The 14,984-nt window shown below is 32.0% G+C and carries 16 protein-coding genes; 13 read left to right on the forward strand and 3 right to left on the reverse strand.

Going from position 1 to position 14,984, the window contains the following annotated elements; all coding sequences use genetic code 11:
- Positions 1-31: 31 nt before the first annotated feature.
- From WN975_RS24165 to WN975_RS24175, 3 genes are all read left to right on the forward strand, one after another.
- Positions 32-901, forward strand: a complete 870-nt coding sequence (locus WN975_RS24165; RefSeq protein WP_337968700.1) for a diacylglycerol kinase family protein — start codon at positions 32-34, stop codon at positions 899-901.
- Between the two features lie 164 nt (positions 902-1,065).
- Positions 1,066-1,971, forward strand: a complete 906-nt coding sequence (locus WN975_RS24170; RefSeq protein WP_337968701.1) for a hypothetical protein — start codon at positions 1,066-1,068, stop codon at positions 1,969-1,971.
- Positions 1,972-1,989: 18 nt separating this feature from the next.
- Complete coding sequence (locus WN975_RS24175; RefSeq protein ID WP_337968702.1) at positions 1,990-3,384, forward strand: hypothetical protein; 1,395 nt, start codon at positions 1,990-1,992, stop codon at positions 3,382-3,384.
- Between the two features lie 28 nt (positions 3,385-3,412).
- Here WN975_RS24175 and WN975_RS24180 read toward each other — a convergent pair whose 3' ends face one another.
- Positions 3,413-4,558, reverse strand: a complete 1,146-nt coding sequence (locus WN975_RS24180) for a GNAT family N-acetyltransferase (protein WP_337968703.1) — start codon at positions 4,556-4,558, stop codon at positions 3,413-3,415.
- Between the two features lie 117 nt (positions 4,559-4,675).
- A complete protein-coding gene (locus WN975_RS24185; protein ID WP_337968704.1) occupies positions 4,676-5,164 on the reverse strand; it encodes a DUF1761 domain-containing protein in 489 nt (162 codons plus the stop codon).
- 181 nt (positions 5,165-5,345) lie between these two features.
- On the opposite strand from WN975_RS24185, the gene WN975_RS24190 reads away from it, so the two are divergent.
- Both WN975_RS24190 and WN975_RS24195 read left to right on the forward strand, forming a co-directional pair.
- Positions 5,346-6,203, forward strand: a complete 858-nt coding sequence (locus tag WN975_RS24190; RefSeq protein WP_337968705.1) for a Two component regulator three Y domain protein — start codon at positions 5,346-5,348, stop codon at positions 6,201-6,203.
- A gap of 312 nt (positions 6,204-6,515) precedes the next feature.
- A complete protein-coding gene (locus WN975_RS24195) occupies positions 6,516-6,821 on the forward strand; it encodes a hypothetical protein (protein WP_337968706.1) in 306 nt (101 codons plus the stop codon).
- 98 nt (positions 6,822-6,919) lie between these two features.
- On the opposite strand, the gene WN975_RS24200 is transcribed toward WN975_RS24195, so the two are convergent.
- Entirely contained in the window at positions 6,920-7,906 is a 987-nt protein-coding gene (locus WN975_RS24200) for a helix-turn-helix domain-containing protein (protein ID WP_337968707.1), read from the reverse strand.
- Between the two features lie 161 nt (positions 7,907-8,067).
- On the opposite strand from WN975_RS24200, the gene WN975_RS24205 reads away from it, so the two are divergent.
- The 8 genes from WN975_RS24205 to WN975_RS24240 all read left to right on the forward strand — a co-directional run bounded on the left by WN975_RS24205 (position 8,068) and on the right by WN975_RS24240 (position 14,983).
- Positions 8,068-8,379, forward strand: coding sequence for an EthD family reductase (locus tag WN975_RS24205; RefSeq protein WP_337968708.1), 312 nt, complete (start codon positions 8,068-8,070; stop codon positions 8,377-8,379).
- A gap of 48 nt (positions 8,380-8,427) precedes the next feature.
- Complete coding sequence (locus tag WN975_RS24210) at positions 8,428-8,922, forward strand: DinB family protein (RefSeq protein ID WP_337968709.1); 495 nt, start codon at positions 8,428-8,430, stop codon at positions 8,920-8,922.
- 217 nt (positions 8,923-9,139) lie between these two features.
- Positions 9,140-9,583 (forward strand): SRPBCC domain-containing protein, encoded by a 444-nt coding sequence (locus tag WN975_RS24215; protein WP_337968710.1) that lies wholly within the window; start codon positions 9,140-9,142, stop codon positions 9,581-9,583.
- 164 nt (positions 9,584-9,747) lie between these two features.
- On the forward strand, positions 9,748-10,326 hold the full coding sequence (locus WN975_RS24220) for a Crp/Fnr family transcriptional regulator (RefSeq protein WP_337968711.1): 579 nt from the start codon (positions 9,748-9,750) through the stop codon (positions 10,324-10,326).
- A gap of 88 nt (positions 10,327-10,414) precedes the next feature.
- The gene (locus tag WN975_RS24225; RefSeq protein WP_337968712.1) at positions 10,415-10,885 is read left to right on the forward strand and encodes a hypothetical protein; all 471 of its coding nucleotides are present in this window, start codon (positions 10,415-10,417) and stop codon (positions 10,883-10,885) included.
- Between the two features lie 38 nt (positions 10,886-10,923).
- Positions 10,924-11,949 (forward strand): saccharopine dehydrogenase NADP-binding domain-containing protein, encoded by a 1,026-nt coding sequence (locus WN975_RS24230; RefSeq protein ID WP_337968713.1) that lies wholly within the window; start codon positions 10,924-10,926, stop codon positions 11,947-11,949.
- 47 nt (positions 11,950-11,996) lie between these two features.
- Complete coding sequence (locus tag WN975_RS24235; protein WP_337968714.1) at positions 11,997-12,770, forward strand: isocitrate lyase/phosphoenolpyruvate mutase family protein; 774 nt, start codon at positions 11,997-11,999, stop codon at positions 12,768-12,770.
- Positions 12,771-13,312: 542 nt separating this feature from the next.
- On the forward strand, positions 13,313-14,983 hold the full coding sequence (locus WN975_RS24240) for a T9SS type A sorting domain-containing protein (RefSeq protein ID WP_337968715.1): 1,671 nt from the start codon (positions 13,313-13,315) through the stop codon (positions 14,981-14,983).
- The last annotated feature ends 1 nt before the right edge of the window (position 14,984 follow it).

Raw genomic sequence — 14,984 nt, forward strand, 5'->3', positions numbered from 1 at the left:
AATTATTTTAATTGACTTTAAAAATAAAACTTTGAAAAAGAATATCATATTTGTTGTAAATCCTATTTCCGGAGATCTTGATAAATCAGATTTAATTAATGCAGTGCAAGAATTTGCAACTACAAATAATTTTGATCTGGAAGTTTATGAAACTACCGGAAAACAAGATCAGAAAAATATAAAAGAACTTTATAATCAATATTCACCGGAACGTATTGTTGTAGCCGGAGGTGACGGAACTATAAAAATGGTTGCCGAAGCAATGGAACAATACGATGTAATTATTGGAATTTTGCCCGCAGGTTCAGCCAATGGATTGTCTGTCGATTTGAATTTGCCCGCAACAATCGAGGAGAACCTAAAAATTGCCTTTTTGCACCATTATATTGAAATGGATATGATTTGTATCAACGGCAAAAAAAGTATCCATTTAAGCGATATTGGCGTCAATGCAAACCTGGTAAAGAATTACGAAGAAAGTAATTTACGTGGTTTTTGGGGTTATGCATTACAAGCTTATTCCGCATTAAAAGAATCCGAAGAACCTTTTGTAGCCACAATTTCGGCAAATAATGAAACGGTCGAACATATGGCGCGAATGATTGTAATTGCCAATTCTCAAAAATACGGAACAGGCGTAATTATTAATCCAAATGGCGCGATGAACGACGGAAAGTTCGAATTGGTCATTTTGAAAAGCCTTGATTTGTTGTTAATCGGGAAAATAATTACCGGAAATATGCCAATTGATTCTGATGATATAGTGATTATTTCGACAGACCAAGCGAAAATAAAAACAGATTATCCGGTAAACTTTCAGATTGATGGCGAATATTGCGGCGCACAAACTGATTTGGAAATTCATATTCTGCACAAACAAATGAAAATCGCGGTACCTTAAAAGTGAAGTTTTAATTTGAAAGAAAAATAAAAAAAAATCAGTTTAGAATTGAAATTTACAAAATGATTAATAAAGAGGGAAAAATCGTAACTAAAAAAGTAAGTTTTTAAATGTAAAAAAGTACTTTAGTTTTTTATAATAACCCCGTTATATATTTATTAATAATGAAAAAAATATTTTTCACAATTTTTATTCTGATTCAGAGTGTAATACATTCTCAAAGTGTTGATTTGAGAAGTTTGACAATGAATAGCGATTTAATCCTTTTCGTTGAATATTCAGATTTTGATTATGGAAATAAGTATATTAATGACCATTTTAAAGCCGGATATATTAAGGTAAATAATTATGAGGAAATCATAAAAAACGACTCTAATATTAAATTTATAGATAAAGAAATTTTTTGCCCTCAAAGTGAAAATGACTATTATGATAGCAATATGATGAATGGAGGATCCTGCGGTTTTGGAGAGATCTTGGAAGGTAACAGAAAATATTATTGTATTCTATTCTTTAAAAAAGAAAAAAAGAAACTGACACTATTGGCGAATCTTTCGAAAAGTGATTTTGACTGGAAAAGTATAATTGAGAAAATAAAAAACGTAAAAGAAATTGAAAATTTAAAATCGCCAGAAGAACGCTATGGAAAAAGTATTGACTATTATTTGAAGTATGATGATTTGCCTAGGTATGACTTTATAAATTATTATAGACAAGTAAAAGTTTTAAAATCAGATACTTTAGTCTTAACCGAGAAACAATTAATCTTGGCGAAAGATAATTTTTTGAAGGGAAATGAAAGCTATTATGAACTGATTTCAAAAAAATTCCCCAAAGAAGTAAAGCAATTCTATATTAATAAAATGAAGGTCATGCTTAGTAAAAATGAAGACGACGAGTATTTTAGTTCCTATGATTTTACTGAGGCATACGAAAGGGCTACAAATACAGGCTATATGGATGATAGTGTGATGGGAAAGCAAAAAGAAAAATTAACTAATGAAACAACTCTTGAGGAAAGAATAGTAATTATGCAAGCTTTAATTCAAAATGCTGAACAAGAAGATTAGCCAATAATAGTACTATTAATGAAAAACAAAATTCTCTTAATTCTATTTGTTTTTGTGACAATCATGAAGGCACAAAACAAAGTTACGGACATCACAAACTACGATTATTGCCAAGTTAACAGGAGCACGCTTTATTTTTATAAAATTGAGAAAAAAGGGTTTACTCAAAGTCGTGGCAATTTCTTTCATGGTAATATATTCAGTGTTTATGCTACAGAAAATGTTGATTCTATAGGCAAAGAATATTATTATGGCAGTATGGATGCGATAAAACTCTCTGATTTGGATAGTGATTTTGATTTGTTAAAAGAGTTTAGAGGCAAAGTTTACTTTGTGGATCAGCCTCATCTGAAACAATTTTATTTCTTGAAAAATGATAGTATTTTGGTTTGTAAAGTAATAAGAAAGAAAAATGTTTGGGAATTAGAAAGTGAAAAAGAAGATGAAATACATAAGATGGTCATGGCCAATAATAAAATTATTTATTGGTGTCCCTATCTAGGTTTGATTTATAAAAAAGATAATGAGATAAAAACAAGTTTTCTGGATTTGCAAAGTGAATATAATACTTATGGTCTTAAATTTTCTATAAAGGATAAAAATGCTGTTAATATGGAAACAGGATATTTTGAAATAGGGAAATATACTCTTAAAATAAAAAAAGGCAACAATTATACGGTTTTTAAAGGCAATCAAAAGATCTTGGATGACTTGCCATTAAAGTATTACAATAGCAAACATTTTGTTACGACCGATGATAAAACTGTAAAATTCTACACTTCTGATTTTGTATTAGACAGCACTTTTACCTACCGTGATATTTATCAAGGATCTGGGAATATAGAGATTTTGACAGAAAACAAAATTAAAAAAATTGACACTCGTCTTTTTACCCCTACATTTTACAATGACCAAGTTTTTGGCTGTGGAACTGTTACAAGACATATATTAAGTATAAAACGGAACAGAATTAGAGAAATTATCGATGCAGAAATTACTAGTGGGTACACATCGCCGCCTAAAAATATTTTTATCGACTCTAAAATAAAATTTGATTCGCTGCTTTTTATAAGCCGTAAAAAGATTATGGATTATTCTGTGAATGGTGGTTTTGATGATCGGGTGATATTAATAAAAAATAAAAAGGAAGGACTTTACGCATTTAAACAACAAAACGATACTATTACTTTGAAGGAAATAGTACCCATAAAATGCGATAAGATTTATTTATTAAATGGTTTTGTAATTTTAAACAAAAACAATCAAATGGATTTTTATGATAAAGATTTTAAGGTAAATACGATGCGTTTTACTACTATTGATTTTTTTAGTTATAACTATTTAAGATATAAAAGAAGGAATAATACCGGAGGCTGGATGAACAAAAAAGGAATTTTATTTGACGATTTATAAAAAAGAAAGCCTCTCTATTTTGATTTAATTATTTAAAAGGATTTCTTTCCTGCCAATCTGTTTTTGGCTCAAGATAATTGAATAGTTTGGCAATGTTATGATTGATCAAAGCATTGCTGTGCGTAATAAGTCCGTACATTTTTATAGGTTTTGCACCAACAGAACTTTTAATCTCAAGCGCAGTTCTGGCAAAAACAATTTCAGAGAAACCTTGATTTATAGAATATGCGATCATGTCGTACAACATATTTAAATACAGCATTTTTTCGCGTTGAATCGTTTCGTCATACCCTAAAAAATAAGTATCCATTACATGGCCGTTTTTGATTAATGTATTGAAACCTATTAATTTTTCATCCAAAAAATAGCCGTAAAATAAGAAATCATCTTTCATAATTTCTTTAAAGAAACTAAAGTGATTTCGGGCTAAGAAAAATGTATTAAAAGGTGCATTTTTGGCGACATGAAAATACAAATCATAAATTACATCTTCGTATTTTCTAATCTCAGCCAGCGTCATTTTTTGCTTAACTATTCCGTCTGCTTTTTTGCGGGCGCGTTTGTATTGATCTCTGTATTTCTTGGATAAAGCATCAATGTAATCTTGCTCTGAATTCCAGTTTTTGTTGATTTCGAAAACCATATTTGGCTGAGTCGAAAACGTATAATTGTTTTTAAATTCGGCTTGTAAAGGTTCAATTTCTTTTGCAGTAAAATCTTTTATACTTGTAATATGAACTTTTTTTCCACTCGCTTTCAAGTCTTTCTTAAGCTGATTAATTGCTTTATGCAATGTCTTTATTAGTTTAGACTGGCTTGCTTCTTTATTAAAAGCAAAAGCATTTTGACCTGTAAGCATGTTATTACCAACGAATAAAACATGTGAAGCAAAATTTTTGAAAGCAAAATTACGCACAGAAGTTTTTAAACACTGATCTCGTTCCCCAAAGGATTCTAGTTTTTCGGCAAATAAAAATTGAGTTAAAGCAATTCCGACTAGTTTATCGTCGCTAAAAATTCCAATAAAATGACAAATCATATTTACAGGACAAGAATTTTCCAGCACTTCAAGATATTCTCTGGTTAGAAAAATGTTATCTACAGCCAGCGAATTCCATTCTAAAGGCAATAATGACGTGCTGTTGTAAATTCGGAAAGAAAAAGTTGTAGTCAAAAGAGTGTGCTAATTTCTTCAAAATTAGGTAATATTTATAATAACTCCGTTTGTTTAAGTTATTATTAAGAAAAACCCGTTTGATTTTGATTTCAAACAGGTTTCTGTTTTTATTATTTAAGCAAATCCGCAAATAATTCCTCCCATTAAAGTAAGAGAAACGATCCAGAATCCGGCGTGAATAAAGATGTATTTCCATGATTTTCTTTCGAACAAACCATTAATCCCAATTACAGGAAAAGCAAAAAACAAGCCCGCCATAAATCCGTGAAGTGATCCGTGTTTGAATGTGCGATAAGCCGTTCCATAATCTGCCATAAAAGCTGCGAACGAAGGTTTTGCACTATCCAGTAAAGGAGGTCCGCCTACCATTCCTACCGCACCAGTTTGATGAATGGTCACTGCCATCAGAATTACGGTAATCATTAGAGAAAAAACATACGTTAATCCGAAGATTTTAAGCATATTTCCTGTTCGAAGTTGTTCTTCGGTGAGATTATTTTCTCTCATCCAGATTGTTCCGAACACTTTTGGGTTGTACCAAATAAAACCAACTACAAGCGTTACAACCGCTGCAAGAAGCAATGCAATAGGGTTAATTTCCATAATATGAGGTTTTTAGAATTAGTTGATCAAATTTAATCAAAAAAATAGAATTATATGATTTTTATAAAAAAGTAAATAAATTCATGTTAATTAATTACTTATTAACACTTTATCGACATTAGACGCTTTATAGCTATGAAATGCATAATTTTATCACAGATAACAAAACCCCAAATCTGTTATGAAATGCCTAACAACTCTTTTGCTAATATTCGGCTTTACGCTGAATATTTTTGCAGATACTGTATCTGATAAAGAAAAAGACGCTCTGATAAAATTATATTACGCAACAAATGGATCACAATGGAAAATTAAATGGGATTTATCATTGTCAGTTTCAACTTGGTATGGCGTTCAGGTCGAAAATGGAAAGGTAACGGCGCTTAATTTAGGCGACAATAATCTGGAAGGACAATTGCCTTCTGAGTTTTTTGATTTAGTGAATTTGACTTCTGTTGATTTGCATAAAAATAAATTACAAGGTCAATTACCAAAAGCAATTAATAATTTCAAGGAGCTTGAAGTTTTAGATATTTCGCTTAATCAGCTTTCGGGAGCAATACCGGAAACTATTTGCGATTTGCAAAAGCTAAGAGATTTAGAACTTTCTAAGAATAAAATTTCGGGAGAGTTACCAGTAGAAATTGGAAAATTAAACCAATTAGAAGTGTTGTCTTTATTTGATAATGAGATTGAAGGGCAATTGCCAAATTCGATTTATAAGATTCCTGCGTTAAAGGTTTTACTTTTAAATAGTAATAAATTCTCAGGAAGTTTGAGCGGAGAAGTGGTAAACTTCAATGCTTTGCAAAATCTTAGTTTGTTTAACAATGGTTTTGAAGGTGAGATTCCTAAAGGACTTGAAAAGTTGCATAATTTATCTGAGATGAATCTTTCGTACAATAAATTTGCCGGAGGCGTATCAAAAAACTTAGCATTATTGGATGCTTTAAATATGACGATGTTCGACGAAAATGGAAACATGTTTTTGTTAGAACTAAATGCAGAAAAAGAAAATACCGTAATAATAGAAAATTAATCGTGCTTATGAATGAATTTTACAATCGTTAAAAAAGTTGATTAAATATATTTAGTTAATTGTGAAGACCGTAATTCGTTACGGTTTTTTTTATGTCGTGATATTTCGATGAAAAATGTGTTGAAATCTAATTTTCAAGAAGAAAATAAATAGGTTTCGAAAGTAGAATTTGTACTAACTTTGTATTGATTTAATAATTTAAGGTAAGTTTATATATGAACTTACTTTTTTTTCATAACTTTAATTTTGAATTCAACTTATAAGCATGTTGAAGTTCTAAAAAAATAATTTAACCTTTTTAATAATAAGATTATGGTAGTACAGTATCAAGGTGAACAATACGGCAAAAAAAACAATTTTACATTAAGAATAATAGGAAACAATTTATCGAAAAGCAGTTCAAATTACCAAATTGATTTGCTGGTAGGAGACAAGCAGTTACCTACTTTTACGACATCAATTCACCAGAGTTTGTCAAATTGTTTAAAAGAAATCTATTTATTCAGAAAACACAATGGTATCAAATTCGAAGCTTCTTCAGAGAAAGTTGCTACGCCTTTAGTGCCTTATGATCAGGTTTTATACAACTACAATAAATATGCATTATTTATGGCGTAAGCTTTAATGTGCTTTAAGATAAAAAAAGACTGTTCAGATTATTGAGCAGTCTTTTTTTTTGAATATTTCGAAAAAGAAATTACCGTTATACATAAGTTTTAGGCAACCAAAACAACATCTTTATGGTATTTTCTTTTGTATTCTAACGGAGACATTCCGGTAATTTTTCGGAATACTTCACGGAATGCTTTAACATCAGAATAACCGACTTCATACATTACTTCGTTTATTGTTTTTCGGTTGGTTTCAAAGGCTTTTTTTGCCGCTTCAATTTTCACTCTTTGCGAATATTCTATAGGAGTATTTCCGGTGGCTTTTATAAATCTTCGGTCGAAATTTCTTCTTCCAACATTTAGTTTTGAGGATAATTCTCCAATAGATATTTTTTCGTCTAAGTTTTTTTCGATGTAAGATTGTGCCAATTGAACCATTTCGTCATCATGCTTTTTTTGACCTGTGAATATAGCAAATTGAGATTGCGTATTTCGGTTCATTTCGATCTGAAAAACTTTCGAACAATAAATTGCAGTATTTCGATCATAATATTTCTCGATCAGATAAATCATCAAATTAAGAAACGAATAAGCGCCGCCATTGGTGTAAATTCCTTTTTCATCCGTAATTAATTCGTCGACTTGTAAATTTACTTTAGGAAACATTGATTTGAAATTTTCGGTTACAGACCAATGTGTAGAACAACTTTTTCCGTCTAATAATCCAGACGCTGCAAGCACAAATGCGCCAGTACAAATCGTGGCAATTTCGGCACCGTTTGAATATTGTTTTTCTAACCACGGCAATAATTGCTCATTATCTTTTAGCGCAAGACTATAATTATGGTTTAAAGAAGGTATAATGATAAGATCCGTTTTAGTAATTGCCGAGATATTAAGATGCGGTTTTACGGTAAATAATCCGCCATTGAAATCTACTTTTTCAGAAATACCAGCCAATTGTATCGAGAATAACTCCTTTTTGCCATTTACCTTATTATAAAGATTTGCTTTGTTGAAGATTTCAAAAGCACCAGTAATACTAGAAAGATTATTATCTCCATTTGGAACTATAATGGTAAGATGTTTCATCGCTTTTTGTTTTTGTTTGACAAGTAAAGATAGTAAATGTTTTTGTCCAAAACTACCCAGTACAATGTCTGAATTACACCTTAATGATTTGATTATTAGAAGGTAATTTTACAATTCGAAACTCAAAAAGACAACTTAGAACAATTTAAACAAAACCAATTATGGCAAAAATGACTGTGATTTACACAACTCCAAAGGATAAAGAATTTTTCGAAAAACATTATTTTGAAGTACATGTTCCATTGGCTAAACAATTGCCGGGATTATTGAAATATGAAATCAATAATAGTCCGGTTATTTCGCTTACAGGACATAATGATGTTTATCGTGTAGCCAATTTATATTTTAATTCACTTGATGAAATGATGGAATCTTTTAAGTCAGATATTGGGCAGCAATGTGCGGTTGACCGAATGATTTTTGCCAGCGATGACGAAGTTCAGATTTATGTGTATGATTCAATAAATACCTGATAAAACAACAAAGCGATTACAAACTTTATAACTACTAAAACCTAAAAAATGACAACAACAGTAACACCAACAACGACATTATTTGTCAAAATGATTTTAGACAGATGGTACGCTTCTATACTAAATTGCGATACATTACTAAATTCTGTAAGCGACGAAACTTTGCAAAAAGAAATTGCTCCGGGAAAAAACCGAGGCATTTATTTGCTTGGACATCTTATTGCGGTTCATGACGATTTATTAATTCTATTGGATATGGGACCAAAATTATATCCGGAACTAAATGAACCTTTCATTAAATCTCCTGATAAAATAGTAAAAGAACTTCCAACTGCACAAGAATTGAGAAGTTTATGGACAAAACAAAGTGAAGCAATAAAACAAAAATTTGACAATTTGAAACCCGAAGAATGGTTCGAAAAACATACGGCTGTAAGCATCGAAGATTTCGAGAGAGAACCTCATCGTAATAAATTGAATATTGTCGTAACAAGAACATCACATTTGCAATACCATTTAGGCCAATTGCAATTACTTAAATAATATAAGCTACACTTTAAAAAGTTTAATTTAATACATAGAAACATAGATTTATTTTGTGCATAAAAAGGCGTTTCACTTAGTATTAGTGTATTCCGAAGCTTCGGGACTATGTGTGAAGAAATGTGTTTCTTTTTTACAACTCTTTCACAAACATAAAAGTCTATGTTTCTATGTGTTAAAAAAATAAAAACTTTAAATAATATTAAAAAACAACAAAATGGAAACATCAAATTTTAGTACAACGATTTTAGTTGACAATTCTAAAGAAGAAGTTTTTAAAGCCATCAACAATGTTCGCGGTTGGTGGCAAGGTGAAATTGATGGAAACACAGAAAACCTCAACGATGAATTTGGTTATAGCGTACCGGGAATTCATTTTTCGAAACAAAAAATAGTCGAGATTATTCCGAATGAAAAAATTGTTTGGCTTATTACCGACAGCAAATTAAGTTTTGTAAAAGATCAAAGCGAATGGACGGGAACTAAAATTGTATTCGAAATCTCTGAAGTAAACCATAAAACACAAATCCGTTTTAGTCATTTGGGATTAGTTCCTGAATTTGAATGTTATGGAGATTGTTCAAATGCATGGAGTCAGCTTATCGAAAAGAGTTTATTCAGCTTAATAACTACAGGAAAAGGAGTCAACGTTTTTGGATAAAAAAGGTGTGTATTTTACACTATTGTAATTGTATAAGTAGTTGATTTATTTAAAGTTATAGTTTGTATTTGTAGGATTTGGCTAATCCGAAAAATGCACTTATTTTAGTGCTAAATTTCCTGTACAGAACAATCAGAATAGCTAAGAATATAAACTATACAAAGTTGAACGAGACGTCTGAATTTTACCTCTTTTATAAACATATTGCAAAGTTTTCTTCTATTACAGAAGGAGAATTTGATGATATAATGTCTTATTTTTCAAAAATTACCTTCAAAAAAGGAGATAATCTTGCAAAACTAGGCGAAAAAGTAAACCACACTTATTGGATTTCTAAAGGTCTTGCGGTGTCTAATTATATAGATAATTTGGGCAAAGAACACATTATGCAATTTGCCAATGAAGGTTGCTGGATTACAGATCAACAGGCTTTTTATAACCAGACAATTGCCATTTTTGATATTGTTTGTCTGGAACAAACTGAGGCGATTTCGATTTCATTCGAGAACAGAGAAAAATTATGTGCAGCCATTCCTAAGATGGAAAATTTTTTTCGTCGAAAAGCCAACGACAGTTTTGTAAAACAGCAAAAACGACTTCTTACTTATATGGCAAACGATGCTACGGAGCGTTTTAATCTCTTACTGAAAGAGTACCCGGATTTGATACAAAGAATTTCAAAACGAAAATTAGCCGCTTACTTAGGCGTATCAAGGGAAACATTAAGCCGTTTGAAAAGATAAATTTTCCTCTTTTAAAAAAGTGACTTACATCACCATTTCTTTATCTGCATAATCTGAATTTTGTCCTGTAACATTAACAATAATTATCATGCACAACAAATTATTTATCTCAGTAGTTGTTCTTGCAATGCTATTGTCTTGCAAGGAACAAAAAAAAGAAATTCAGAATACAGGTTTAGAAGAAGCTAAAAAAGCAATCGCAGAAAGTAATGCGATTTATTTTGAATCATTCGTAAAAAATGATTCTTCAATTTTCATCAATCGTTATGCAAAAGATGCCTGTATTATGGCTCCAAATTCAGTACAAATGTGTGGTCATGATGCTGCCGCAAAATTCTTTAGAGCGGCATATGACAGTTACGGAATGAGAAATGGCAAATTTATTACAACAGCCGTTTATGGCGACGGAATCGAATATGTAACCGAAGAAGGTTTGTGGCAATCTTTTAATGCCAAAGGCGAATTGTTTGACGATGGTAAATTTCTGGTTCTTTGGAAAAAAACTCCTGAAGGCTGGAAAATGTTCCGAGATTCTTTTAGCAGTAATCACAAATTATAAAATACAATAACTAAACCTAAAAATACCAAAACCCTTTTATGGAAAATAAAATAGTAATATACGGAGCTTACGGTCATACAGGAAAATTTTTAGTTGCTCAGCTTTATCAACAAGGTTTCAAACCTGTTCTTAGCGGACGTGATGCTGATAAGTTAAATGCTTTAAGTAAAGATTATCCGGATTTAATCACAAAAGTGGCAGACATCAATCAACCTGAAACTTTAGATAAGGCTTTCGCCGATGCAGAAATAATCGTAAACTGTGCAGGTCCATTTTTAGATACAGCAGAACCTATTATTCAATCTACGCTACGATTAGGAAAACATTATCTTGACGTAAGTGCTGAGCAAAAAGCAGTTTTGGACATCTTTGAACAATTCTCTGAACAGGCAAAAATAGCCAATGTAATTATAATTCCAGCGGCTGCATTTTACGGCGGTTTGGCAGATTTATTGAGTACAACACTTACCAAAGATTGGGATCAGGTTGATGAAATCTCAAGTTATATAGGCTTGGATTCCTGGCATCCTACAAAAGGAACTCGATTGACAGGAGAACGCAATCACTATCAAAGATTTATGTTTGAAAACAATAGTCTACAACCAGTTTTGGAAGTAAAATCTAAAGTTTGGGATTTTCCAGAACCAATAGCAACACAAGAAGTTGTAACGGTTCCGCTTTCGGAAATAATTACAATTTCGAGACATATAAATGTCAATACAATCAATACTTATTTGAGTCAAAATTCGCTGACCGATATTAGAAACGATAAAACGCCGGAACCCAAAGCTGCCGATGAAAAAAACAGATCTAATCAAGTTTTTTGTATGGAAGTTGTTGCTACAAAAGGCAATAAAAGCAGAAGTATTACGGCTCAGGGAATCGATATTTATGCCGTAACAGCGCCTTTGATTGTCGAAGCTTTGAAAAGAATTTTGACTGGAAAAATACAAAAACAAGGTGTTACAACATTAGGAGAAGCATTTGATGCCACAGATTTTTTAAATGCTCTTGATACTGATGATATTGTGATTTCGGAAATTAAAGAAACGGAAATTAATTAAATCAAAACAGAAATTAGAATTGCCTTTTTATTATAAAATTATACAATATGACAAATCATTTTCAAAAGTTTAAAGAATTACACGATCAGCAGGAACCTTTGTTGATTGGTAATGTTTGGAATGTACAAAGTGCGAAAAAATTGGAAGACTTAGGTTTCAAAGCCTTAGGAACTTCAAGCTATGCAATTGCTGAAACACTTGGATATGCTGATGGCGAAGAAATGAGTTTTGAGGAATATCTGTTTATTACAAAACGTATTGCGGCATCTGTATCTACGCCACTTTCTGTAGATCTGGAAGCGGGTTACGGAAAAACAGTTGCAGAAATTGTGTCAAATATCAAAGAACTGAATAAGATTGGCGTTTCGGGAATTAATATAGAAGATTCTGTAGTTGAAAAAGGAGTAAGAACAATCGTTGATGCAGAATCATTTGCTCAAAAAATTAAGGCTGTCGCCGATGAACTTTCAAAAGAGAATATAAAGATTTTTATCAATCTTAGATCTGATGTTTTTTTACTTGGATTGACCGATAGTCTAAACGAAGCTTTGAAAAGAATACGCATTTATGAAACTACAGAAGTTCACGGATTATTTTTCCCTTGTGTTACAAAAATCGAAGATATAGAAGCACTTACAAAAGCGACAAAATTGCCAATAAACGTAATGTGTATGCCAGATTTACCCGATTTTAATAAGCTGCAAAATGCAGGCGTAAAACGAATTAGTATGGGGAATTTTTTAAACAATAAAATATACCAATACTTAGGTTCTGAAGTTGAAACGGTTTTGAAAAACCAGAATTTTAGAAGCGTGTTTTAAAAATATAAGCCCATAAATCAAATCTGCTTTCAGGATAAAATATAATAAGTAACACGAATTACAGAAGTATAGTTAATTAGTTTTATATTTAAAAAAAGCCTTTCTATGAAGTGATTCATTTGAAAGGCTTTTTTTGTTTTTTATGAATTTTCTGTTTTTAAATATGTTTGTTTTGCCATGAAGTTAGATAAATGTTTTACAGCACTTGCAAGAGAAGAGTTTGGAGAACGGAAACAATAATACCAAGTAAATTTCTATATGCATTAGATTAATTTAGGACCAACAATCTTATTTAATTAAAAGGAAAGAAGCAAGAAGTTTCTTAGATAAAACATATCAGATTTTGAGAAGGATTTTTTATTTAATTGTCATGATAAAAAAATAAACGAAGTTGATAAGTTTTATTAACTCTAAAGTGGCGTCTTTGCTCATTTTTTTTAAAAGGCGTATAAAAAGAATTTCAAAATGAGGAAACCCGTAAAAATTTAACATAGTCATCATTTAGATTTGCAGCCAAAAACAGTTTGAAATCTAAAAAACGAATGAAAAAACTCTACCTACTACTTCCTCTTTTATTGCCTTTACTTACTTATTCTCAGGATATTATTTGGGAAAAATCCTACGGAGGACAGCATGCAGATTATCTTTTTGATGCCCAGCCAACAGCCGATTACGGATTTATTTTGGCAGGAAGTTCATTATCGAATAAAACAGGAAATAAATCAGACGATAATCATGGAGATCTTGATTATTGGGTGTGGAAGATGACCGAAAAAGGAGAACTTGACTGGCAGAAAAGTTTTGGAGGAAGCGGATTTGACTTACTTCAGAGTATCAAAAACACAAAAGACGGCGGCTTTATTCTGGCAGGAACTTCAAGCTCGGCAAGCGGTTTTCAAAAAACAGAAGACTCTAAAGGACTTACGGATTTTTGGGTTATAAAACTGGATGCTTCAGGAACAGAGCAATGGCAACGAACAATTGGCGGGAATGGTTCGGATGAATTATTATGCGCTTTTCAGACCAGAGACGGAGGTTATATATTAGGAGGATCTTCAAGCTCGAGTCCTCAACCTGTTTCAGCTGCCATGCCTGATGCAAAATCAATAACCACTACCAAAGCCGATTTATACAGTAAATCCGAAAAAAGCCGAGGCAACATGGATTATTGGGTTGTAAAACTGGATAAACAAGGTGTTATTGAGTGGCAAAAAACATACGGAGGAGAATATGCAGATATACTTAGAAGTATGGAGCAAACCACCGATAATGGATTTATTCTGGCAGGATATTCCACTTCATCACGATCTGGTGATAAAACAGAGAATAATAAAGGGACTGGAGATGTGTGGGTTATAAAAATAAATGATGTTGGAGTTATAGAATGGCAAAATTCCTATGGAGCAGATGGCGATGACCAGCCTTATGTAATTCATCAGACCAGTGATGGCGGATATATTGTAGGAGCCAACTCCAATAGTACCAACCCGCTTACTTCATTGGGTGGAATTGTTGGAAACGGAACCGATTACTGGATTTTTAAATTAGATGAAGAAGGAGCAGTAGTTTGGAGTAAAACCTACGATTTTGGGAAAGTGGATATTTTGACTTCACTGGTAGAAAACAAAGACCATACGTATTTAATTGGCGGATATGCCCAAAGCGAAAGAAGGGTTCCAAGAGAAGGTGTCGTTGGGAAATTAGCCAACGTTGTTGCCAAAGAAAAAGACGGAATCAATGATTATATCGCCTTAAAGATTGATGAAAAAGGAGAAGAACTGTGGAATAAAACCGTTGGAAGTGCAGGTGAGGACATCCTAAGAAAATTGATCGAAACCCGAGATGGAGGATATTTAATGGCAGGAACGTCAAATTCAGGGGCTTCAAAAGATAAAAACTCCAATATTGGAGGAAATGATTTTTGGGTTGTAAAACTCAAAGACAAAACAAAAATCGAAAAAGTGAGATCGAGTCTGGAAGCTATACCTAATCCGGTATCGACTTATACCAACATCATTATAGGTTATGATTTTACCTCAGGAACAGTCAGTGTTGTGGATATGACAGGCAGAACGCTGCAGAACTTCAGTATTTCCAGCAGAACTGTACCAGTAGATTTAAGCGTTTATGCAGAAGGGATTTACATCATCAACGTTAAAACAGATGTTAAAACCGAGTCTGTAAAAGTGATTAAAAGAATAACAAGTAAATAAG

The organism is uncultured Flavobacterium sp. (genome assembly GCF_951805225.1).
GTDB lineage: Bacteria > Bacteroidota > Bacteroidia > Flavobacteriales > Flavobacteriaceae > Flavobacterium.

Coding starts and splice junctions, on each gene's coding strand:
- WN975_RS24170 (WP_337968701.1), top strand. CDS start 1,066: ATGAAAAAAATATTTTTCACAATTTTTATTCTGATTCAGAGTGTAATA.
- WN975_RS24175 (WP_337968702.1), top strand. CDS start 1,990: ATGAAAAACAAAATTCTCTTAATTCTATTTGTTTTTGTGACAATCATG.
- WN975_RS24185 (WP_337968704.1), bottom strand. CDS start 5,164: ATGGAAATTAACCCTATTGCATTGCTTCTTGCAGCGGTTGTAACGCTT.
- WN975_RS24190 (WP_337968705.1), top strand. CDS start 5,346: ATGAAATGCCTAACAACTCTTTTGCTAATATTCGGCTTTACGCTGAAT.
- WN975_RS24195 (WP_337968706.1), top strand. CDS start 6,516: ATGGTAGTACAGTATCAAGGTGAACAATACGGCAAAAAAAACAATTTT.
- WN975_RS24200 (WP_337968707.1), bottom strand. CDS start 7,906: ATGAAACATCTTACCATTATAGTTCCAAATGGAGATAATAATCTTTCT.
- WN975_RS24205 (WP_337968708.1), top strand. CDS start 8,068: ATGGCAAAAATGACTGTGATTTACACAACTCCAAAGGATAAAGAATTT.
- WN975_RS24210 (WP_337968709.1), top strand. CDS start 8,428: ATGACAACAACAGTAACACCAACAACGACATTATTTGTCAAAATGATT.
- WN975_RS24215 (WP_337968710.1), top strand. CDS start 9,140: ATGGAAACATCAAATTTTAGTACAACGATTTTAGTTGACAATTCTAAA.
- WN975_RS24225 (WP_337968712.1), top strand. CDS start 10,415: ATGCACAACAAATTATTTATCTCAGTAGTTGTTCTTGCAATGCTATTG.
- WN975_RS24230 (WP_337968713.1), top strand. CDS start 10,924: ATGGAAAATAAAATAGTAATATACGGAGCTTACGGTCATACAGGAAAA.
- WN975_RS24235 (WP_337968714.1), top strand. CDS start 11,997: ATGACAAATCATTTTCAAAAGTTTAAAGAATTACACGATCAGCAGGAA.
- WN975_RS24240 (WP_337968715.1), top strand. CDS start 13,313: ATGAAAAAACTCTACCTACTACTTCCTCTTTTATTGCCTTTACTTACT.